The 21,410-nt window shown below is 71.8% G+C and carries 20 protein-coding genes; 10 read left to right on the top strand and 10 right to left on the bottom strand.

Translation table 11 applies throughout. From position 1 onward, the window contains the following. Positions 1 to 48 precede the first annotated feature (48 nt). The gene (locus OG417_RS31765) at positions 49 to 2,868 is read left to right on the top strand and encodes a family 20 glycosylhydrolase (protein ID WP_329236344.1); all 2,820 of its coding nucleotides are present in this window, start codon (positions 49 to 51) and stop codon (positions 2,866 to 2,868) included. Positions 2,869 to 2,966: 98 nt separating this feature from the next. Beyond that, complete coding sequence (locus OG417_RS31760; protein ID WP_329236342.1) at positions 2,967 to 5,204, top strand: galactose-binding domain-containing protein; 2,238 nt, start codon at positions 2,967 to 2,969, stop codon at positions 5,202 to 5,204. Positions 5,205 to 5,238: 34 nt separating this feature from the next. Here OG417_RS31760 and OG417_RS31755 read toward each other — a convergent pair whose 3' ends face one another. Then, complete coding sequence (locus tag OG417_RS31755; protein ID WP_329236340.1) at positions 5,239 to 6,426, bottom strand: cytochrome P450; 1,188 nt, start codon at positions 6,424 to 6,426, stop codon at positions 5,239 to 5,241. A 192-nt stretch (positions 6,427 to 6,618) separates the two neighbouring features. On the opposite strand from OG417_RS31755, the gene OG417_RS31750 reads away from it, so the two are divergent. Then, positions 6,619 to 6,825 carry a hypothetical protein gene (locus OG417_RS31750; protein ID WP_329236338.1) on the top strand — a complete coding sequence of 69 codons (207 nt, stop codon included), beginning with the start codon at positions 6,619 to 6,621 and terminating at the stop codon, positions 6,823 to 6,825. A gap of 17 nt (positions 6,826 to 6,842) precedes the next feature. Here OG417_RS31750 and OG417_RS31745 read toward each other — a convergent pair whose 3' ends face one another. Together OG417_RS31745 and OG417_RS31740 are read right to left on the bottom strand one after the other, a co-directional pair. Continuing rightward, a complete protein-coding gene (locus tag OG417_RS31745) occupies positions 6,843 to 8,192 on the bottom strand; it encodes a cation:dicarboxylate symporter family transporter (RefSeq protein WP_329236336.1) in 1,350 nt (449 codons plus the stop codon). A gap of 112 nt (positions 8,193 to 8,304) precedes the next feature. Continuing rightward, positions 8,305 to 9,474: a mandelate racemase/muconate lactonizing enzyme family protein gene (locus OG417_RS31740; protein WP_329236334.1), complete on the bottom strand. Its 1,170-nt coding sequence runs from the start codon at positions 9,472 to 9,474 to the stop codon at positions 8,305 to 8,307. Positions 9,475 to 9,569: 95 nt separating this feature from the next. Between OG417_RS31740 and OG417_RS31735 the strand changes: the two genes are divergently transcribed. From OG417_RS31735 to OG417_RS31725, 3 genes are read left to right on the top strand one after another with little or no spacing between them, the layout of a single operon-like run. Then, a complete protein-coding gene (locus tag OG417_RS31735) occupies positions 9,570 to 10,253 on the top strand; it encodes a GntR family transcriptional regulator (RefSeq protein WP_329236332.1) in 684 nt (227 codons plus the stop codon). A 43-nt stretch (positions 10,254 to 10,296) separates the two neighbouring features. Next, complete coding sequence (locus OG417_RS31730; RefSeq protein WP_329236330.1) at positions 10,297 to 11,526, top strand: CoA transferase; 1,230 nt, start codon at positions 10,297 to 10,299, stop codon at positions 11,524 to 11,526. A 28-nt stretch (positions 11,527 to 11,554) separates the two neighbouring features. Continuing rightward, positions 11,555 to 12,745 (top strand): acyl-CoA dehydrogenase family protein, encoded by a 1,191-nt coding sequence (locus OG417_RS31725; protein WP_329236328.1) that lies wholly within the window; start codon positions 11,555 to 11,557, stop codon positions 12,743 to 12,745. Positions 12,746 to 12,787: 42 nt separating this feature from the next. On the opposite strand, the gene OG417_RS31720 is transcribed toward OG417_RS31725, so the two are convergent. Next, positions 12,788 to 13,453: a TetR/AcrR family transcriptional regulator gene (locus tag OG417_RS31720; RefSeq protein WP_329236326.1), complete on the bottom strand. Its 666-nt coding sequence runs from the start codon at positions 13,451 to 13,453 to the stop codon at positions 12,788 to 12,790. A gap of 295 nt (positions 13,454 to 13,748) precedes the next feature. Between OG417_RS31720 and OG417_RS31715 the strand changes: the two genes are divergently transcribed. After that, on the top strand, positions 13,749 to 14,300 hold the full coding sequence (locus OG417_RS31715) for a MarR family winged helix-turn-helix transcriptional regulator (protein ID WP_329236324.1): 552 nt from the start codon (positions 13,749 to 13,751) through the stop codon (positions 14,298 to 14,300). A gap of 307 nt (positions 14,301 to 14,607) precedes the next feature. Here OG417_RS31715 and OG417_RS31710 read toward each other — a convergent pair whose 3' ends face one another. Then, complete coding sequence (locus OG417_RS31710) at positions 14,608 to 15,375, bottom strand: SDR family NAD(P)-dependent oxidoreductase (RefSeq protein ID WP_329236322.1); 768 nt, start codon at positions 15,373 to 15,375, stop codon at positions 14,608 to 14,610. A 106-nt stretch (positions 15,376 to 15,481) separates the two neighbouring features. Here OG417_RS31710 and OG417_RS31705 point away from each other — a divergent pair, with 106 nt between their 5' ends. Continuing rightward, a complete protein-coding gene (locus tag OG417_RS31705; RefSeq protein WP_329236320.1) occupies positions 15,482 to 16,246 on the top strand; it encodes a TetR/AcrR family transcriptional regulator in 765 nt (254 codons plus the stop codon). On the opposite strand, the gene OG417_RS31700 is transcribed toward OG417_RS31705, so the two are convergent. Beyond that, the gene (locus tag OG417_RS31700; RefSeq protein ID WP_329236319.1) at positions 16,243 to 17,160 is read right to left on the bottom strand and encodes an LLM class flavin-dependent oxidoreductase; all 918 of its coding nucleotides are present in this window, start codon (positions 17,158 to 17,160) and stop codon (positions 16,243 to 16,245) included. The two genes, OG417_RS31705 and OG417_RS31700, sit on opposite strands and share 4 nt — an antisense overlap. 114 nt (positions 17,161 to 17,274) lie before the next feature. Between OG417_RS31700 and OG417_RS31695 the strand changes: the two genes are divergently transcribed. Continuing rightward, positions 17,275 to 17,430, top strand: a complete 156-nt coding sequence (locus tag OG417_RS31695) for a hypothetical protein (RefSeq protein WP_329236317.1) — start codon at positions 17,275 to 17,277, stop codon at positions 17,428 to 17,430. Positions 17,431 to 17,560: 130 nt separating this feature from the next. Here OG417_RS31695 and OG417_RS31690 read toward each other — a convergent pair whose 3' ends face one another. Both OG417_RS31690 and OG417_RS31685 read right to left on the bottom strand, forming a co-directional pair. Further along, complete coding sequence (locus tag OG417_RS31690; RefSeq protein WP_329236315.1) at positions 17,561 to 17,920, bottom strand: STAS domain-containing protein; 360 nt, start codon at positions 17,918 to 17,920, stop codon at positions 17,561 to 17,563. Between the two features lie 340 nt (positions 17,921 to 18,260). Next, on the bottom strand, positions 18,261 to 18,608 hold the full coding sequence (locus OG417_RS31685; RefSeq protein WP_329236313.1) for a hypothetical protein: 348 nt from the start codon (positions 18,606 to 18,608) through the stop codon (positions 18,261 to 18,263). Positions 18,609 to 18,623: 15 nt separating this feature from the next. On the opposite strand from OG417_RS31685, the gene OG417_RS31680 reads away from it, so the two are divergent. Further along, positions 18,624 to 18,938, top strand: coding sequence for a hypothetical protein (locus OG417_RS31680; RefSeq protein WP_329236311.1), 315 nt, complete (start codon positions 18,624 to 18,626; stop codon positions 18,936 to 18,938). 91 nt (positions 18,939 to 19,029) lie between these two features. On the opposite strand, the gene OG417_RS31675 is transcribed toward OG417_RS31680, so the two are convergent. Both OG417_RS31675 and OG417_RS31670 read right to left on the bottom strand, forming a co-directional pair. Then, on the bottom strand, positions 19,030 to 19,887 hold the full coding sequence (locus OG417_RS31675) for a TIGR03619 family F420-dependent LLM class oxidoreductase (RefSeq protein ID WP_329236309.1): 858 nt from the start codon (positions 19,885 to 19,887) through the stop codon (positions 19,030 to 19,032). Further along, complete coding sequence (locus OG417_RS31670) at positions 19,884 to 21,398, bottom strand: GMC family oxidoreductase (protein ID WP_329236307.1); 1,515 nt, start codon at positions 21,396 to 21,398, stop codon at positions 19,884 to 19,886. The genes OG417_RS31675 and OG417_RS31670 overlap by 4 nt, the downstream gene beginning before the upstream one ends. Positions 21,399 to 21,410 lie beyond the last annotated feature (12 nt).

Here is a 21,410-nt window from a genome sequence, read left to right as displayed (position 1 = left end):
ACGTCTTCGAGCCGCCGACGCCGATGGTGGCGTAAGAGGTCCGATCTGTTGGTCGCGCTGGTGACATCGGCCGGGCTGATGGGCGTCCCGGCCGCGGCGGGCGCCGATGCGGCGTCCCCGGCCCCGGCGGTCGTCCCGGCGCTGCGATCCTGGAACGGCGGCGCGGGCACGTTCTCTCTCCGCCCGGGTTCACGCGTCGTGGTCGACGCCGCGCACGCCGCCGACCTGCGGGACGACGCCCGGACCTTCGCGGCCGACCTGGCCGCGGCCGGTGCCGAACGGCTTCCCGTGGTCACCGGCCACCGCCCGGGCCACGGCGACGTCTTCCTCACCGAGCACGCCGGAGACTCCGCGGAGGCGTACGAACTGACGGTCGGCACCGGCGATGTGACGATCAGCGGTGGCGGTGCGGCGGGCGTCTTCTACGGCGAGCAGAGCGTCGAACAGATCCTCAAGTCCGCCGAGGACCACGCCACGCTCCCCGCCGGGTCCGCCCGCGAGCGGCCGGCCCAGCCCGAGCGCGGCCTCATGATCGACACCGCGCGTGAGTACTGGCCCGTCGCCACGCTGTTGAACACCATCCGGCAGATGGCCTGGATGAAGCTGAACACCTTCCACTGGCACGTCACCGACAGCGAGGCGTTCCGGCTCCGGCTCCCCGGCTACGCGGGTCTGGCCGCCGCCCGGTCCTACACCCCGGAGGACGTGCGGAAGATCGAGGCGTACGCCCGCCGATACCACGTCGCCGTCGTCCCCGAGATGGACATTCCGGGACACGCCACCTCGCTCACCGCCTACCGCCCGTCCCTGCGGTGGGACTGCGCGTCGATGAACCAGATCATCCACGCCGGCCGGATCGACCCCGGCTTCACCGTGGACATCACCAAGCAGGCCAACGTGGCCTGGCTGGACGGTCTGACCGAGGCGTTCCTGTCCGTGTTCGACGCGCCGGTCGTGCACCTGGGCGGCGACGAGACGCCGGACGCCGACCTGCAGAGCCAGTGCCCCGAACTCGCCGCCTACGCCAAGAGCCGGGGCTATGCGAAGACCGAGGACGTCTTCCTGGCTTATGAGAACCACCTCGACGACCTGGTGCGTCGCCACGGCCGGACCATGGAGATCTGGGGCTGGTGGCCGCAGACCGGCGGCGGCGCCTCGGTGACGGTCGACAAGGACGTACGGATCCAGGCCTGGCTCGGCGACGAGGCCACGTTCCTCGCGCAGGGCTACCAGGTGCTGGTCAGCAACGAGCACTCCCGGTTGTACGTGGTCCCCAAGGACCCGCCGGGAACCGGCAACGGCAACTACATACCGGATGACGCGGCGCTGTACGGCTCGTACGCGCCCCCATCCTCGCCGCAGGTCGAGGGGATGCAGATGGCGGAGTGGGGCGACAACGCGTACGCCATGCCCGCGGCCTACTTCGCCCACTACCTGAGGCGCCCGATGCAGATCCTGGCCTCGAGCGCCTGGAACGGGCCGCGGGACGGCGGCCACCTCGACTACGAGCTGACCGCCGACCGGGTCGGCAGCGCTCCCGGGGTTCCCGAGACCGGCGACCCTGACGCGACCGTGGTGCACGGCACGCCGTACGGTGCCGACGGCGCGGCGGCCGCGTTCGACGGGGACCCGGCCACGGCCTTCACCGGCCAGACCGCCGGCATCGACCTCGGGGCCGGACGCGACACCTCGGTCAGCGAGGTACGCCTGCTGCCCAGGAGCAACCGGACCGCGGATCTGTCCGGCCTGGTCGGCGGCCGGATCCAGGGCTGTGTCACCGGCCCGGACACCGGCTGCCGCGATCTGGCGCGGGTGCGGTGGACGCCCACGATGGACTGGCTGACCCTGCCGGTGGACGACGGTTCCGGGTACCGGTGGCTGCGTTACGCCGGTCCGCCCGGCTCCACGGGCGCCGTCGCCGAGATCCAGTTCCTCGCCCCGCGGGCGGGCGCGCTCCGGGTACGGGTGCGGGCGCCGGCACGGCTGTCCCCGGACCGTCCCACGACCGCCACGGTGACGCTCACGAACGACTCGGACCGTACGGTCGACCGCGTGTCGCTGCGGGTCACCGCCGACGGGCAGGCCGACCAGGGGCGGCTGGACGGGCGACCGCGCGCGGTGCCCGGCCGCATCGGCCCGGGACGGACCGTCGCGGTTCCCGTGACGCTGCCCACCGGGCACGCGGCGGCGGGCGACTACCGCGTCAGCGCGGACGTCGCCTACCGGCGGGGGGCGGGAACCGCCGGGCGGTTCACCGCACGCGCCACCGCCGTGGGGACGGTGCCGTTCACCACCCTGGCTCAGGCGTTCGACAACATCGGCACGACCGACGACGCGAACCCGCAGCGCGGCAGCGTGGACGGTGCGATGAGCAGTTTCTCCCGGCAGGATCTCGCGTCCGCCGGTGCCGTGGCCGGCCGGACCCTCACCGCGGGCGGCTTCCGCTACACCTGGCCGGACACCGCTGCGGGAGAGCCCGACAACGCCGTGGCCCACGGCCAGGTCATCCCGGTGAGCGGACGGCCCGCGCGGATCGGCGTGCTGGCCACCGCCACGTACGCGCCGCCCGGCGGGCTGACCGGCACCGGTACGGTCACCTACACCGACGGCACGACCACGCCCTACACGATCACCGTGCCCGACTGGAGCGCGGACGCCCCGGCCGGAGTCGTCCTCGCCGTACACGGCACGAAGGTGAACGGGTTCGCACGCGCGCAGGCCGGCCGTACGGCGAATGTCTTCTCCTTCGCCGTCCCGGTCGCCGCCGGTAAGCGACCGGTCTCCATCACCCTGCCCGCCGGCCCCGCGTGGGCGGCGGGGAAGACGCCCGCCATCCACGTCTTCGCCCTCAGCACGCGGAGTGGCTGACAGGCACCCCGGCTCCGGACCCCGAGCCGGCTCCCGCCGCCCGTTCCGGAAGGAACGGCCCTACCGCCGACGACCGTACGGCCCGATGGGACCTCATCATGAAGACAGGCAGGAGAATCCTCGCGGTGGCGGGCATGCTGCTCGCGGCCGGAGCCGTCGCGCGGCCCGCGACCGCCGAGCCCGGCCCGAAGCTCTACCATGCCGCGCCCCGGGGCAGCGGTGAGGCCTGCGCCCCGGCGCGCCCCTGCTCCCTGGCCACCGCCCAGCGGAAGGTCCGCCAGGTGCTCGCCGAGGGCATGGGCCGGGACATCGAGGTACGCCTGGCGGGCGGCACCTACACCCTGGACACGCCGCTCACCCTCGGCGCGGCCGACTCCGGCGAGGGCGGTCACACGGTGACGTGGACGGCCGAGCCCGGCGCCCGGCCCGTGCTCTCCGGCGCCGAAGCCATCACCGGCTGGCGTGCCTCCGCCCACGGCCGCTGGACCGCCGAGGTCCCCGACGGCGTCACCCCGCGTCAGCTCTTCGTCGGCGGCGTACGCGCGGTGCGTGCCCGCGGCGAGGCCTGCGCCGCCGCGGTGTGCCACACCACCAAGAACGGGATGACCGGCGCCACCGCCACCGGCATCGCCGCCTGGGCGAGACCGGCCGCCGCGGAGGCCGTCATCCGGGTCCGGTGGCGCAACTACCACTGCCGGATCGCCGGGGTGGCGGGCGATCTGCTGACGTTCGCCCAGCCCTGCTGGGCCAACTCCTCGAGCGGCACCGGCCGCACCGGACCGGCCTGGGACACCACGGCCGTGGACTCCAGCCGTTACACGGGCGTCTCCTACTTCGAGAACGCCGTCGAACTCCTCGACCGGCCGGGGGAGTTCGCCTGGGATCCGGACGCGCGCACCGTCACCTACCTGCCGCGTCCCGGCCAGGACATGCGCCGCGCCGCCGCCGTCACGCCGAGCGCCGAGCACCTGGTCGTGCTCGACGCCGCGCATGACGTCCGGCTGTCCGGGCTGACCTTCTCCTACGCCGCCTACCACCAGCCGGACACCGACGAGGGCTACGCGGGTACGCAGGCGGGCCTCACGCTCACCGGAGCCACCGGCCCGGTGGACCACGCGGGCCGCTACTACACCAAGCCGGCCGCCGCCGTCACCGTGCGCGGAGGCCGTGACGTCGCGGTGGACCACGCGGTGTTCACCCGGCTCGGTGGCGCCGGGCTGATCTTCGAGTCCGGCACCAAGGACTCGGCCGTCACCCACTCCACCTTCACCGACCTGTCCTCCGGCGCCGTCTACGCGGGCGACACCGACCCGAGCCCGCCGGCCGCGCTGGCGGGCGAGCACAACACCGTCGCGTACAACACGATCAGCCGCGTCGGCGTCGAGTACACCGACGCGGTGGGCATCTGGGCCGGCTACGAGGCGGGGCTGACGGTCGACCACAACTCCCTCGACCACCTGCCGTACTCCGGCATCTCGGTCGGCTGGGGCTGGAACCAGCCCGAGGCGCAGAAGTCCGTGCTGCGTGACAACAAGGTCACCAATAACCGGATCACCGACGCGATGCTCGTGGAGTACGGCCAGCACGACGGCAGCGCGATCTACACCCAGGGCGCCCAGCCCGCCACCGTGATCAGCGGCAACTACGTCGACCGCTCCGCGTACGGCAACACCGAACGCGACGGCAACGGCGTGTACCTCGACGAGCAGTCCTCCTACATCCTCGTCGAGCACAACGTCATCACCCGGGTCGGCTACAAGTGGGTGTCCAACTGGGCCGGGTACGGCATTGAGAACACCGTCCGCGGCAACTGGACCGACACCGGCGCTCCGCCCCTGTCCGGCCGGGGCTCCACCATGGTGGACAACCACACCGGGCTCGACCTCCTCCCCGCCGAGGCCCTCGGGGTCGCCGCGGCGGCCGGCGCCCATCCCGGCCACGAGCCGGTCGAACGGCTGCGCCCCGACTTCGCCCGGCCCGGCACCGCCACCCAGTCCTCCACGAGCGGCACGGCCGCCGCCGCACTCGGGAACGACGGCGACACGACCACCGACGCGCGCACCCTCGCCGAGCCGGGGGCCTGGTGGCAGGTCGACCTGGGCTCCTCCCGGCGCATCGGGCAGGTGGAGATCTGGAACGACGCCTCCATGAGCACGGCCGACTTCGACGTCCAGATCTCCGGCAGCGCCGACTTCGCCGACGCCACCACCGTTCACGTCACCGGCAGGGCACGGCGCCCGACTCTTGTCGACACGGACGCCGAGGGCCGCTACGTACGGATCACGCTGCCCGGCACCGGACGCGTCGGCCTGGCGGAGGTCTCCGTGCATCGGTAGCGCCCGGAGGGTGTTCGGCGGCCTTCCCGTACGCTCAGGACGCCGCCGGGAACACGACCGGGACGCTGTTGATGCCGATGACGCCCGTCGGCCAGACGACCTGGGGCCGGGCGCCGGGGGCCAGCCGGTACTCGGGGATCCGCCGGTGCCACTCCTCCAGGACGACCCGCAGCTGGGTGCGGGCCAGGTGGACGCCGACGCACCGGTGCGGGCCGCTTCCCCAGGTGAGGTTGTTGTACTCGCGGCTCGGGTCGAAGGCGTCCGGGTCGTCCAGTTCCTCGGGGTCCCGGTTGGCGGCGCCGACGGCCACCCCCACGGTGGCGCCCGCGGGGATGTGCACGCCCTCCAGGACGACGTCCTTGGTCGCCACCCGGGGGACGACGGCGTTGGCCGGGTCGATCCGCAGCATCTCCTCGACCGCCACCGGGATCGCGGAGGGGTCCTCGGCGAGCCGGCGGCGCAGCTCCGGACGCGCGGCCAGCTTGGCGAACATCAGGCTCAGCGCGTTCGTCACCGACTCGGTGCCGGCCAGGACGAAGAGGAAGCAGAGGCCGATGGCCTCCTCATCGGTGAACGGTTCGTCCGCCGAGTCGCTCTCGAACAGGTCGCGCAAGAGGCCGCCGGCCCGGCCGGCCCGGCACTCCGCGACGTGCGCGGCGACGTAGGCGTACAGCCCGCCCGCCGACCGCATCACCTCGGGCGGCGCCTCTCCGGATCCGGACAGGTCGGCCATCTGGATGATGACCTCACGCCAGGCGATGAGGCGGTCGAGGTCGTGCTCGGGCATGCCGAAGAGGGCGAGGAACACCGCGGCCGGGATCGGCCGCGCGAGCTCGGCGACCACGTCGCAGGAACCGCGCCCGGTCACGGTGTCGATGATGGCGACCACCTTGTCCCGCACCGCCTGTTCCATGGCCGCGGCCGCCCGCGGGGTGAAGAACGGCTGGAGCAGGCGCCGGTAGCGGGTGTGGTGGGGCGGGTCGAAGGCGATGGGCACCAGCGGGACGGGACTTCCGAGCGTGTCGAACGCCTTCTGGGACGAGAAGGTCTCGGGATTCTTGAACACGTGTTCAGCCAGCTCACGCGTTGTGACGAGATAACCGGTGTCGGACCGCACCACGGGTCCGGCCGCGCGCAGGATCGCATAGCCCTCGCCTCGGTCGTCGGCCATCGGCAGCCGGTCCATTCGGATCAGCCCCTCGTCTGTCAGCTCTGCAGCCATGACCATCCCGCCTTGTGGGGTTTCGCGCCCTTGGACGCGCGGAATGTTATGGCTTGTCTTGATCACCGGGAAAGCACCGAAAGGTCGCGTCGGCGCGTCGCCCGTGTCCGTTCCGGCTCACCGGACCGGCCGGTGAGCCGGACGCCGACGGCCTACCGCAGTGGTCCGGTTCGCGGGTGCACCCGGCAGTTCGTGTGCAGGTACCGAGCGGTCCCGTCCGCTGCCACCGCGCCCGGCCGGCCCCCCGACCGGGTGGCCGCCGCCCTGGAGATCCGGCGGCGGCCGGCCATCGCCGATCCGCTGGTCCTGCGAGCCGTCGCGGACCGGACGTACACCCTGACCGCGAGGCCGGACCGGCTGAGCCCGGCGCAACGCCCGGCACTCGATCGTCCCGGCTGAAGGCCGGTGCGGTCGTCTCAGGCATGGCCGCCCGGCTGCGGACCGGACACTCCGGCGGGAGACGGGACGCCCGCGACCGGCGCCGCGCGGTGGCCGAGCGTGGCGGTGGCCTGCTCGGCGTGGAAGTCGTTCTCCCACTTGCCGACGACGATGGCCGCCACCGCGTTGCCCAGCACGTTGATGAACACGCGGCCCTCGTTGAGGATGCGGTCGATGCCGACGATGAGCGCGAGCGCGGCGAGCGGCACGTGCCCGAAGGCGGTGATGCTGCTCGCCAGCACGACGAACGCGCCGCCGGCGACGCCCGCGGTTCCCTTGCTGGTCAGCATCATGATGCCGACCATGACGAGTTGCTGCTGCCAGGACAGGTGCACGTCGACGGCCTCCGCCACGAACAGCGAGCCCATCGTGAGGTACACGGCCGAGCCGTCCAGGTTGAAGGAGAATCCCGCCGGGATCGTGATGCCGACGACCGTACGGCCGACGCCGAGGCGCTCGAGCTTGGCGACCACCTGCGGCAGCACGGACTCGCTCGAACAGGTGCTCAGCACGATCAGCAGCTCGTCCTTCAGGTAGCGCATCAGCGGGAGGAGGCGCAGCCTGCAGGCCCGCATGATCCCGCCGAGGACCACGACGATGTACAGGACGCACGTCCCGGCGAACACGAGGATCAGGTAGCCGAGCTGCTTCAGGCTGGACACCCCGTACGTGCTGACGACGGCGGCGAGGGCGCCGAACGTGCCGAACGGCGCGGTCCTCATGATCCACGACACGATGCGGAAGACGACGTCGGACAGGCTCTGGATGCCCCGGGCGAGCGGCTCGACGCGCGCGCCGCCGAGGTTCAGGGCGAAGCCGAAGACGATCGAGATGAACAGCGTCGCGACGATGTTGTCGCTGGTGAATGCGCTGAACATCGTGTCCGGGATGATGGAGGACACGAAGGCGGTGAAACTGGTGGCGTCGGAGGAGGTCTTCGGCACGGCGCCGGCGTCCAGGCTGTGCGGGTCGATGTGCATTCCGGCGCCCAGCCGGAACACATTGGCCACCACGAGCCCGATCAGCATGGAGACGAGCGAGAAGGCGACGAAGTAGCCGATCGCCTTGACGCCGATCCGCCCGACGCGCCGCACGTTGTCCATGGCGGCGATGCCCGTGGTGACGACGCAGAAGATGACCGGTGCGACGATCATTTTGACGAGTGCGATGAACCAGTCGCTGAGCGGCTGCATCGCGCTGCCGAAGCCCGGGAACAGCAGGCCCACCGCGATGCCGAGGATCGCGGCGATGATCACCTGCACCCACAGTTCCCGGAGAAGGCGGAGTCCGGGCCGTGTCCGCTGCTGGTCGGTGGTTGATCGTGACATGCGGTCTCCTTGGACGCCGTCCTCGGGTGGGTGAAGATGTCCATCGCCGCGTGCGCCGTCCGTCGGGCCGGGATGACCGGTCACGCGGCTGCACTCCGCGCCGTGTGCCCGGTCAGTCGTGCAGGTCGCGAAGGACGCGGTAGAACGCGGCCTTGGCCTCGAAGCCGATTCCCGGGATCTCGGTGAGGCCGACCCGGCTGTTCTCGACGACGGCGCCGTCGGCGAAGCCGCCCGTCGGGTGGAACTCGCCCGGATAGGACTCGTTGCCCCCGAGCTTGAGCGCGGCGGCGATGTGCAGCGAGAACTGGTGTCCGCCGTGCGGGATGCAGCGGCGCGAGGACCATCCGTGCCGCTTCAGCATGTCCTGGATGCGCAGGTACTCGACCAGCCCGTAGCTGAGCGCGGGGTCGATCTGGACGGTGTCGCGGTCGGGGCGCATACCGGCGTACCGGATGAGGTTGCGGGCGTCCGGCAGTGAGAACAGGTTCTCGCCGGTGGCCATCGGGCCCGCGTAGTGCTCGGACAGCGTGGCGTGCAGGCCGAAGTCCAGCGGGTCGCCGGGCTCCTCGTACCAGAACAGGCCGTACGGTTCGATCGCCTCGCCGTACTCCAGGGCGGTCCGCAGGTCGAAGCGGCCGTTGACGTCGACGGCCAGACGCGAGCCGTCGCCGCCCAGCACGGAGAGGGCGGCCTCGATGCGTTCGAGGTCCTCCTTGAGCGGCGCGCCCCCGATCTTCATCTTCACCACGTCATAGCCCAGGTCGATGAAGCGTTTCATCTCGTCCTGCAGGTCCCGCAGGGTCTTGCCGGGGGCGTAGTAGCCGCCGGCGCCGTAGACGAAGACCGACGTGTCGGGGTCGCCGTCGCCGTGGCGGTCGGACAGGAACCGGTACAGCGGCTGCTCCGCGATCTTGGCGGCCAGGTCGAAGAGCGCCATGTCGACGACACCCACCGCGACCGAGCGCTCCCCGTGCCCGCCCGGCTTCTCGTTGCGCATCATCACGTCCCAGGCCTTGGCCGGGTCGATGTTGGTGCCGTCATCGGTGAGCAGGGACGAGGGCGGGGCCGCGAGCAGCCGGGGAATGACGCGGCGCCGGAGGATCTCACCCGCGCTGTACCGCCCGTTGGAGTTGAAGCCGTAACCCACCACCGGCCTTCCGTCGCGGATCACGTCGCTGACCACGGCCACGATGGAACAGTCCATGGCGCTGAAGTCGATCCACGCGTTGCGGATCGACGAGCTGATCGGGACGACGCCCTCGTGGATGGAAACGATCTTCAAGCCCTAACTCCTCACAACTTATAAGATATGGCGGGATGCTAGGCTGCTGTGTGGCGCGATGGCAAGACCGGGGTGCGATTCGAAGGCTGGTGGGGATGGGCGGGGCCAACGTCTTCCTGAGCAAGAGCGACGCCGCGTACGCCGAGATCCGCGAGCGGATCCTCTCCGGTGAGCTACCGCCGGGCTCGGTGCTCGCGCAGTACGACCTGGCCGAGTCGCTGCACATGAGCATCACCCCGCTGCGCGAGGCGCTCCGCCGGCTCAAGGGCGAGGGCCTGGTCGAGCTGGACGTGCACCGCGACGCACGGGTGGCGCCGCTGCACGCCAAGGAGGCCCGTGAGCTGCTGGAGATCCGGCTCTCGCTCGATCCCACGGGCGCGGAGCTCGCGGCGAGGCGCCGTACGCGGGCGGACCTCGAGGCGATGCGCGGCGCCGTCGGCCGCCTCCTCCCGGTCACGCGCGAATGGGGAGAAGAGGCCCTGGTCGCACACCGGGAGTTCCACCGCGCCGTGTACGTCGCGTCGCACAACGAGCGGCTGATCGAGCTCCTAGACGGGATCTGGGACAAGTCCGACCGCTACCGGCGGATGGGCCTGCAGCTCCCGCCGGGCGAGGAGCCCCGGATGCGCGATCATCGGGAACACCACACGATGGTGGAGATGATCGGTGACGGCGACGCGGACGGTGTCGCGGCGCTGATGCGGGACCACATCCGTCTGAGCCTGACGGCGGCGGCGATCCAGGCGCTGGAAGAACCCCGGGAGAGCGCGAGGGCCTGACCGCCGTGGTCGGCACGACGGCCGCTCGGAGGAGGGCGTTCGGGTGAGTACCCACAGGGACCAGGACCGGCCGCTCGCGGGGCTGCGCGTGGTCGAGTGCGCGACCTTCGTCGCGGGCCCGTCCGGCGGCATGGCGCTGGCCCAGCTGGGCGCGGACGTCATCCGCGTCGATCCGATCGGCGGCGGGCCCGACCACCGGCGCTGGCCGGTCGCCCCGGCGGGCGGGAGCCTGTACTGGAACGGCCTCAACAAGGGCAAGCGCTCGGTGACCGTCGACCTGTCCGCGCCCGAGGGCCGGGAGCTGGTCACCGCGTTGATCACCGCGCCCGGCCCGCAGGCCGGGATCCTCCTGGAGAACACCGGGCGCGCGTGGCTGTCCCACGAGACGCTCGCGAAGAGGCGTCCCGACCTGATCCACCTGCGCGTCCAGGGCCACGCCGACGGGCGGCCGGCGGTCGACTACACGGTCAACGCCGCGACCGGGGTTCCCGGCGTGACCGGTCCGGAGACGACCGCGGTACCGGTCAACCACGTCCTGCCGGCCTGGGACCTGCTGACCGGCATGACGGCGACCACCGGGCTGCTGGCGGCCCTGCACCGGCGGCAGCGGACCGGACGCGGCGGCCTCATCGAGCTCGCGCTCGCCGACGTGGCGCTGGCGAGCGTCGCCAACCTGGGCTGGCTGGCCGAGGCCCAGACGACCGGCCGTGACCGTGCCAAGCAGGGCAACCACCTCTACGGTTCCTTCGGGGTCGACTTCCCGACCCGCGACGGGAGACGTGTCATGGTCGTGGCGCTGACCGCGTCGCAGTGGCGCTCCCTGTGCCGGGTCACCGGCACCGAGAAGGTGTTCGCGGCGATGGAGGAGGCGCTGCGGGCCGACTTCTCCCAGGACGCCGACCGATACCGCTGGCGCAAGGTGATCGAGCCCATCCTGCGCCCCTGGTTCGAGGACCGGACGGCCGAAGAGGCGGGCCGCGAGCTCGGTGCCGCACGCGTACTGTGGGGCCCGTACCGGACCTTCACCGAAGTCGTCGAACGGGAGCGGGAGAACCCTCTGATCGCGGACGTGGAGCAGCCGGGAGCCGGAGCGGTCGCCTCGGCCGGCAGCCCGCTGCGCTGGTCCGGCGCCGGCCCGGTTCCCCCGGTCGCCGCGCCACGCCTGGGCGCGCACACCCACGAGGTGCTCTCCGATGTGCTCGGTCTCACGCAGGCGGACCTCTCCCGCCTGTCGCGGGCGGGCGTGATCCGCGGAGCGTCCCCCGACCGTTGATCGCCGCGGAGCGAGGTAGGAGAACGCGATGGCACGACTCGCCCAGACCGCCGGGCTCACCGATCTCCAGCAGGAGATCCTGCACACCGTACGCGACTTCGTCGCCAAGGAGATCATCCCCAACGTCCGGGAACTCGAGCGTTCCGACACCTATCCCCAGGACATCGTCGACGGGATGCGGCGCCTCGGGTTGTTCGGCCTGATGATCCCGGAGGAGTACGGCGGGCTGGGCGAGTCGCTGCTGACGTACGCGCTCGTCGTCGAGGAGATCGCGCGGGGCTGGATGAGCGTCTCCGGCGTGATCAACACCCACTTCATCGTCGCCTACATGCTCGGGCGGTACGGCACGGACGAGCAGAAGCGGCACTACCTGCCGAAGATGGCGGAAGGGGCCGTTCGCGGGGCGTTCTCGATGTCCGAACCGGACCTCGGCTCCGACGTCGCGGCGATCAGGACGCATGCCCGGCGGGACGGTGACGAGTACGTCATCGACGGCACGAAGATGTGGCTGACCAACGGGGGAAGTGCGAACCTCATCGCCCTGCTGGCCCGTACGGACGAGGGCGCGCCGCGGTCGCACGACAATCTGACCGCCTTCCTGATCGAGAAGCCGGAGGGCTTCGGCGAGGTCCGGCCCGGCCTCACCATCCCGGGCAAGATCGAGAAGATGGGCTACAAGGGCGTCGACACCACGGAGGCCGTCTTCTCCGGTCTCCGTGTCGGGGCGGACGCGGTCCTCGGCGCCGAGCCCGGCGCCGGCTTCCGCCAGATGATGGACGGCATCGAGGTCGGCCGGGTGAACGTCGCGGCGCGCGCCTGCGGCATCGCCGTCCGGGCGTTCGAACTTGCCGTGGCGTACGCCCAGGAGCGCCGTGCGTTCGGGCGCGCCATCGCCGGCCATCAGGCGATCGCCTTCAAGCTCGCGGAGATGGCCACCAAGGTGGAGGCCGCTCACCTGATGATGGTGAACGCGGCACGGCTGAAGGATTCCGGGAAGCGCAACGACGTCGAGGCCGGAATGGCGAAGCTGCTCGCCTCCGAGTACTGCATGGAGGTCACGCAGGACGCCTTCCGGATCCACGGCGGCTACGGCTACTCGAAGGAGTATGAGATCGAGCGCCTGATGCGCGAGGCACCGTTCCTGCTGATCGGCGAGGGCACCAGCGAGATCCAGAAGACCATCATCAGCCGCGGCCTGCTCCGCGAGTACGGGACCTGAACGCCCGCGTCGCCGGGCGGATCGGCCGGCGACGCGATCGGCTCACCCGTCCTGGTGCCCGAACGCGCCGGCCTTCCAGAGGGCGCGGACATGGTCGATCACGGGAGGGCCGACGGCGCGCAAGGCCGTGAGGTCGTTCTCGGCGACCGCGTTGGTCACCATCGTGCTGGTCGCCGTGACGATCATCTGACACGTGAACCGGCCCGACTCGGCGGTGACGCCCATCAGGTTGGCGAGGAGCGTGGCGATCGCGGCCTGCTGCCGGCTCCGGCGCCGGATGGCGGCGGGCCCGGCCGCGTACACCTCGATCAGGAACAGCCGGGTGTAGGGCAGCTCGGTGGCGAGCGCTTCGAGGTAGGCGGTGAACACCCGCTCGAACCGCTCCAGCGGATCGCTCGCCGCCTCGGGCGCGAGCACGCCGTGCTCGTCGGCGCCGACCGTCTCCATCAGCCGCCGCGTCAGTATGTCGGACGCGAAGTCGAAGGCGGTCATGAAGCAGTCGAGCTTGGAGTCGAACACCTGGTAGAAGGTCTGCCGCGACACCCCTGACCGGGCGAGCACGTCGGCGACCGAGGTGGCCACGTAGCCCTTCTCCGCCATCACCTCGGCCATGGCCGCGCACAGCCGTGCGCGCTGGACGCGCTCCAGTTCGTCACGTGAGAGCGCGTGCCGCCCCCGGGGCAGCCGACGCGGCAACGACTCCGACACGGGTTTCACCCTAGTGCGCCATCGGCCCTGGAAGTGTCAGGGGTGCGGCGTCCGGGCGCGCCGGGTCATCTGCCCCGTCTCGTGCGCACGCTGTCAACCGCCGGGCACGCCTGTGACGCCGGTGACGGTCGGTGATCGATCCGTGTCCACAGAGTGAGATATATCGGCTGACCTGGGAATATGTGGCGATCAGCGGGAAGTTGCCTGACTCAGGACACTCGGGGGAGGCCATGAGCGAACAGAACGAGGAAACCGGAAAGCACACCCTGGTCGCGGGGCCGACGAAGGAGGTTCCGTGACCGAGTACGCGGTGCAGCGCGCACGGGAGATGTTCCAGGCCCGGCAGGCGGGACAGAGCCGGCGCGCGGATTCTCGGCGGCTCTCCGCCCCCGAGGCGGAGGCCGAGCCCGACGGTGACCCCGGTGACCTCATCGGCGCTCTGCAACTCATCCACTCGCGGCTGCGCCGGCTCGACGGCTGGCTCCGCGCCGAGCACCGCCTCAACCTCACCGAGATGCACGTTCTGTCGGTGATCCCGACGGTCCCTCCGGCGCGGCGGACGCGCGGAGACGCGGCGGCGCGGCTGGCCCGGGCCGTCGAGATCTCGCCCAGCGGGCTGACCCGCCTGGTCGACCGCCTGGTGACGCGCGGCCTGGTGTCGCGCGTCGAGGACTCCTGGGACCGGCGCGTCACGCACCTCGTGCTCACCGAGCGGGGCCGTGCCGTACGCGACGTCGTGCTTCCGCGGGCCGTCGAGCACATCCGGGACGGCTGCGGCGACGAGGGGATGCCGATCGAGCGGCTGCGGTGGGTGACCGCGGTGCCCGAGGCGCCGCGACGCCCCTGAGGGCCGCTTCCGATCGTTGCGCGGTCAAGCGTTCCGAAGAATCCGCCGCTCACCGTCCTTGAGACGGATATCGGCGACCAAGACCAATCAGGGCGGGCCCGACAATGGGGTAGGGCCCGCTCGCTCAGCGCCGCCCGGTGTTGACCGCACCGGCCGCGGCGGCGTAATCGACCGGTCCCGGGCCAAAGGGGATGGACTCGGGACCGGTCGAGGCCTTTCAACGAGCCGATGAGCCGGATCGCGGATCGGACGGGGCCGGTGTGCGGCGCCTCCCATCGGCACCGCCGGAAAGAACGTCACTGGAAGATCAGATGCGTGGGCCGAGGAAGGTGCCACCGGTGGCGTCGATCACGTCGCCGGTGATCCAGCGGGCGTCGTCGGAGGCGAGGAAGGCCACGACGTCGGCGATGTCGGACGGCCGGCCGATGCGGTTCAGGGCGGAGGCGGTGGCCGTGAGGGCCTCTGTCTCCGGGCTGGAGTGGATCCAGGCGTTGGCATCGGTGTCGGTGACGCCGGGTGCCACGGTGTTGACGGTGATGCCCCGGGTGCCGATCGTGTGGGCCAGTGTCCTGCCGAGCACGTTGATGGCGCCCTTGGCCATCGAGTAGGCGAGTTCTCGGGCGATGGCGATGCGGGTGTCGGCGGAGGAGATGTTGACGATGCGGCCGCCGTCGGGGAGCAGGGGCAGGGCCCGCTGGATGATGAAGAACGGCGCGCGCATGTTGAGCGCGATCAGCCGGTCGAACTCCTCGGGGGTCGTGTGCTCTATGGAGCCGGTTCCCATGGAGCCGCCGGCGTTGTTCACCAAGATGTTCAGCGGGCGCCCGGCCAGGCCGGCTTCCAGCCCGGCGAAGAGGGTGTCCACGTCGCCGGGCGCGCCGAGTTCGGCCCGGACGGCGAAGGCGCGTCCACCGGCCTGCTCGATCGCCGCGACCGTCCCCTTGGCCGCGGCCTCGTCGCGGCCGTAGTGCACGGCGACGTACGCGCCCTCCGCGGCCAGGCGTCGGGCGATCGCCCGTCCGATGCCCCGCGAAGCCCCGGTGACCAGCGCCGTCTTGTCCGCGAGCTTGCTCATTTCGTAGGTCTCCTCGGCTCGGGCAGCGTAACTGTTTATGCTGCATACAGTTTTGCTTATGTTATATACAGTTCGTGGATGAGGTGCAAGACGAGCCGGGGGACTGATGGCGGCGAAAGGTGACGAGGGCGGCGACCTCGTCCGCAGCATGGATCTCTTGTGGGGCATGGCGGACAGGCCCAGCCGTGGTCCGAGACCCAGGCTGTCGGTCGAGCAGATCACCCGGACGGCCGTCGAGATCGCCGACGCCGAGGGCCTCGGGGCCGTGTCCATGCAGCGCATCGCGGCGACGTTCGGCTTCACCACCATGTCGCTGTACCGGTACGTACCGGGCAAAGCCGACCTGGTCGCCCTCATGGTGGACATGGCCATCGGCGAGCGGCCCGACCTCGACGCGGTGCCGGACGGATGGCGTGACCGGCTGGCCGAATGGGCTCGGCAGTGCCTGCGGATCTTCACCCGGCGCCCCTGGCTCCTGGAGGCGACGAGCGGGCACCGCGTCATGGGTCCGAACGAGCTCGGATGGATGGACGCCGCGCTCGCGATCCTGGCGGCGGCCGGTTTCACCCCGGTGGAGCAGCACGACGCGTTCCTGCTCGTCGTGGGGCACGTTCGCAGCGTCGCGCAGTACACCTCGGGCGCCGACAGGCTACGGGTCGACGAGTGGTCGGTCGCCGTCGGAGAACGGCTGACCCGGCACGCCGATCACTTTCCGGCGGTGGTCGCGGCCATCCAGGGGGGCGGATATGCCAAGGCGGCGGACGAACCCTTGGAGTTCGGGCTGCGTTGCCTGCTGGGCGGGCTCGAAAAGCTGCTCGCCCAGGACTCCGTTGACACCTCGCCGTTCGGCCGCGAACGACCGGAGTACTAGCCGAGCCGGGGGATGACCGTCTCGGCCACGCGTTCCATCTGCTCGGCCTGGTCGAACATCGGGGTGAACAGGATGAGCTCCGCGCCGGCGTCGGCGACCCGGCGCAGCTCGCGGACGCAGTCGTCCGGCGTGCCCGCGACGGCGGCGCTCTCGATGTCCGCCGAACGGCGGCCGTACAGTCGCTCCAGTTCGGTGTTGATCCGGGCGCGCGCCCGGCCGGCGTCGTCGTCGACGGCGACGTAGACCCGCTTGGCGATGGCGAAGTCCTCCTGCGGCCGTCCCTCCTCGGCGAGCGCCTCGCGTACGGCCCGGACCTGGTCGGCGAATGCCGCCGTGGGGGAGGAGCCGGCGCCGAAGAACCCGTGGCCGTGCCGGACGGCGCGGCGAAGGAGGTTCCGGCCGGAGCCGCCGTACCAGACGGGCGGAAAGGGCTTTTGGAACGGCCGCGGCTGCAGCGCCATGTCCTCGAGCCGCCAGAACTCTCCGGCGAAGGTGACCCTCGGCTCGCTCCACAGCGCCCGCATCACGTCGAGCCCTTCGTGGAAGCGCGCGACGTAGCGGTCGGGATCGACCTCGAAGGCGGCGAAGGGCCGTCGCTTGCCGCCGGTGCCGACGCCGACCTCGACCCGTCCCCGGCTCAGCTGGTCGAGCGTGCTCAGGCTCTGCGCCAGGTGCACCGGGTTGTGCAGCGTGGACACGAACACGGCGCAGCCGAGCCGCAGCCGCTCGGTGCAGGCGGCCGCGTAGGTCATCGTCTCGATCGGCCGGAGCACCGGATAGCGCCCCACCAGATGTTCCTGCGCCCACGCACTCTCGAAGCCGAGCTCCTCGGCGCGCGTGAGATAGGCGCGGAACGCGCCCGGATCGAACGCGCCGTCGGAGTAGAACTGCGGGATCGCGATGGCGAATCTCATGAGCCGCATCGTATCCACGGCACCTCCGGCGTGCCGGGGGAGAGAGGCCGCGATGGGCGGCTGACCGGCGGTTTCACCCCGAAAACTGTCAGTACCGGCTGGGAGAATCGACGCATGGTCGCCACCGATCAGGCCGTCCTGGCCGACGTCCTCCTCCTGCTGGTCGAGCGCGAGGACCACCTCGTCCGCCGCATCGGCGAGGAGTGGATCTGCGTACGCCCGCGCCACCGGGGCGATCCCTGCAGCACCGAGTTCACCACGCGCCGTTAGGGCCTGTCTCAAAGCCCCGCTGTCCTACGGACGGGGACTTCGAGACAGGCCCACGGGCCTGCCGCGAAGTCGGGATCGCCCTTGCGTCGCCGGTCTCCGCCAGGAACACGGTCGCCGGTACGGCGGGAGTTCACCCGGGAACGGCCCCGAGCGTCCGCCCGGCACCGGCGACACTGGTCGTGACCGGCAGATGCCGGTCGAGGCCGGTCATGGCGGCGATCCGGCGAACCGGGCCGGCGGGCGGCAGGGCCAGGCAGATCCGGGTACGCCGGACGGCCGCCTCCCGCCCGGCGCGCAGGATGGCGCCGACGCAGGCACAGTCGCAGAACTCGGTGGCCGTCAGGTCGAGCACCAGGGGGCCGGTGCCGGCGCCGATCAGGTGCAGCAACTGGTCGCGGATCGCGGACGCGTTGGAGGCGTCGGCTTCGGCCGGGAACGTTCCCACCGTCACCCCGGCCACCGTCGTGACCGAGAGCGGAGAAAGGGTCATGGAGGGCATCGACGAGCCGCCTCAGGGTCGGGGACGAAGAGCCGCACTGCTCAAGCCGCCCGCCCGGGTGCCGGTCGCGCGGGCGGTGCTGTTCCAAGGCTCTAACGCCTGACACGCTCCGTCAAGTCGTCGCGCCCGCACGGCACGGATCGTCGGGGGCGGACGAGGAAAGCGCACTGACAGGCGTGCTGACAGTTGCACGAACCCTGTCAGACGGGCGGCGGCTCGGGGTCCCGGTCCCGCAGGTAACGCGTGTGGTCGCGCATTCGTCGTTCCTCGGACGCGTCGACCTCTCCGGCCGTCCGCGACACCGAGGCGGCGATCAGGGACAGCTGAGTGGTCAGCTCCTCCGCGGCGTCGCCGCGCGCCCCACGCGGTCGCCCCGGTCGTCGAACGGGATCAGGGTGTGCCGGGACTGCACGGTCGGCGTCGGGTACATGAGGACCATCCCGGCCTTGAGCAGCTCCCGTACGGCGGCGTCGACGAACTGCGCCTCATAGACGCAGACCAGCGGCGACTTGCCCATGCCGAGGGACAGGTAGTCCGCGAACGGGCCCTCGGCGGTGTTGTCGGTGTAGTCCTGGTCGACGAACAGTCTCGTCAGCGTGGGCAGCACCCGGCGCTCCTCCGCCGCGTTCCGCACGACCGCGTCGCCGTTGGCCGCGTACGAGGCGATGGCCAGGTACATCGCGGCCGAGTTGGCGTGACGTGCCGCTGCTGCTGGATCCGGTCGGCCGCCGGCGCGCTGGAGGGGAAGGCGAAGTCGTACCGGCTCAGGTCGACGGAGGTGGCGATCTGGCGGGACCCGGCCGAGTCGACCTCGACCGCGAGCCCGGCGCGGGCGAACGCCCTCCGCACCGCGGGGTCGGCGAAGAACGCCTCCTTCTCCGAGCCGATGACGCCGCGGACCGTGGTGGTCCGGTGGGAGGAGCCGTGGCCCCGAAGAAGCGCGATCACCACGCCGGCGAGCAGAACCACCGCCAGCGCGATCGAGAGTATCCGCCGCAGTCAGCGGTGATTCTCCGCGCCGCGGTCGACGGCCCGAAGACGCGCCGATGGCCGCCGGGCGACCGGGATATGACGCCTGCGGACCTCCGGCCGACGTCACGTCAGAGCGCGGCGAGGGGGGCCAGGGTCTGGTCGGCGAAGTCGGCGAAGGCGTCGGTCAGCTCGTCCGCCGGCACCTGCGGCGGGTAGACCAGGACGACCGAGACGCCCATCGCGCGCAGCTCCGACGCGCGCTCGGCGGTCGCCGGGGAGGCCTCGGCGATCAGCTCGACGCCGTCCGGGTCGCGGCCCGCCGCCTCCGCGGCCCGCCGGCACTCGGCGAACAGCGGTGCCGGGTCGGCGACGGCCGGGAAGAACCCGTCGGCCAGCCGTCCCGCGCGGCGTGCCGCCGCGGCACTGTGGCCGCCCATGATCAGCGGGATGCCGCCGGGCCGCGCCGGCCGTGGGCGGCAGCGCACGCCCTTCAGCCGGTGGTGACGACCGTCGAAGTCCTCGTCGTTCCACAGCGCGCGGAGCACCCCGACGTACTCCTCGAACCGGGCGGCCCGGTCGTCGAAGTCGACGCCCACGGCCTCGAACTCCTCGCGGAACCAGCCGAGGCCCACCCCGAGCGACAGCCGCCCGCCCGACAGGAAGTCGATGGTCGCGGTCTCCTTGGCGAGCACCACCGGGTTGCGCTGCGGCAGGATCAGCATCCCGGTGACCAGCCGGACCGTGGAGGTCAGCCCGGCGACGTAGCCGAGCCAGGCGAGCGGGTCGGGGTAGGGCCACTCGGCGGGTACGGGCATGCGCCCGTCGCCGGAGTAGGGGTAGGGCGTGTCGTAGGACTCGGGCAGCACGACGTGCTCCGGCACCCACAGCGAGTGCGCGCCGTACCGCTCGGCCAGCGTCGCGATCAGGCGTGCCGCCTCCGGCGAGTCGAACGGCGGCATGCTGGGGGACAGCAGGCCGACCTTCATCGAACCTCACTCCTTCCACGCGCGCCGCTCAGGGAGGCGGCCAGCAGGTCACCGAGCCGGTCGGCGACCGCCACGGTCGTCAGGTGGGTGTTCGCCCGGGGGATGACGGGCATCAGCGACGCGTCGGCGACGTGGACGTTCTCCAGGCCGTGCACCCGCCCGCGCTCGTCCGCGACGGCCAGCGAGTCGTCCTCCGGGCCCATCGCGCAGGTCCCGACCGGATGCCAGTAGCCGTTCGCGCCCGCGAGCACCGACGCCTTCTCCCGGCGCTCGGCCGGCCACGGCGTCAGCCCGGCGAGACCGGCCAGGGATGCGGTGCGCGCCAGCTCGTGCGCCAGGTCGATGCCGTCGAGCACCACCTGCCGGTCGTGGCCCTCGGCGTCCGTGAAGAAGCCGTGCTCGATCACCGGCGGCTCCTCCGGGTCCAGCGACCCGGCCCGTACGGAGCCGCGCGCGTCCGGGGCCATCACGTTCACATAGAACCCGGCCGTCAGCGGCCCGTTGTAGTAGCCCTGCGCGTCCTCGGCCGGCGCGGCCGACGGCACGATGTGGATGTCCCAGAACGCGTCGCGGGCCACACCGGAGCGCGCCTTGATCACCGTCTGGGCGAAGTAGGACTCGGCCGCGTCGGGGATCGCGGCGTGCAGGCTCTCCAGGGGGTCCAGCATCAGGCCGAGGGAGCTGTGGTCGACGAGGTTCTCTCCGACGCCCTCGCGCGGGTGCAGGACCGGCGCGCCGAGCCGGCGCAGCACCGCCTCGGGGCCGACCCCGCTGCGCATCAGCAGTGGCGGGTTGCCGTAGGTCCCGCAGCACAGGATCACCGCGTCGGCGGTCAGCAGCCGCTCGCCGTCCTCGCCCGCCACGACCAGCCCGGTCGCCCGGTCGCCCGCGAACTCCAGCCGTAGGGCGAGGGACCGGGCGACGACCTGGAGGTTCGGGCGGTCGCGCGCCGGGTCCAGGTAGGCGAACGCGGTGTGCCAGCGGGTGCCGCCCACGGCGTTCAGCGGCACCCAGCCCACGCCCTCGCGCTCGTGCTCGGCGTTGACGTCCTCCAGGTACGGCAGGCCGAGGGCGCGCCCCGCCTCGATCACCGCCTCGTGCCAGGCGGTGCGGTCGGCCGGTGCCACGGGCCGCACGCGCAGCCGGCTCATCGCCCTCCGCAGGTACGGCCGCAGCGTCGTGTGGTCCCACGAGCCGCCGGAGTACGCCGCCCAGGCGTCGTAGTCGGCGGGCGCGCCCAGCATGGCCCAGCATCCGTTGTGCGCCGAGGAGCCGCCGATCACCCGGGCGCGCGCGCAGCAGGGAGGCCCCGGGCTCCAGTCGTGCCCGCGGGCCGCCGAGCGCGCGTCCAGGAGTTCGGCCGGCCAGCGCTCGACGTCGAACATCCCGTAGTCGGGCCCGGCCTCGACCAGCCCGACGCCGGTCCGCTCGTCCTCGCTGAGCCGGTTCGCGAGCACGCAGCCGGCGGCCCCGCCGCCGACGATGAGTACGTTGAAGTGCGTCCGCCGCACAGGAAGTCCTCC

Origin of the sequence: Actinoallomurus sp. NBC_01490 (assembly GCF_036227085.1) — a bacterium.
GTDB classification, from domain to species: domain Bacteria; phylum Actinomycetota; class Actinomycetes; order Streptosporangiales; family Streptosporangiaceae; genus Actinoallomurus; species Actinoallomurus oryzae.
This window is presented reverse-complemented; position numbering and strand designations above follow the sequence as displayed.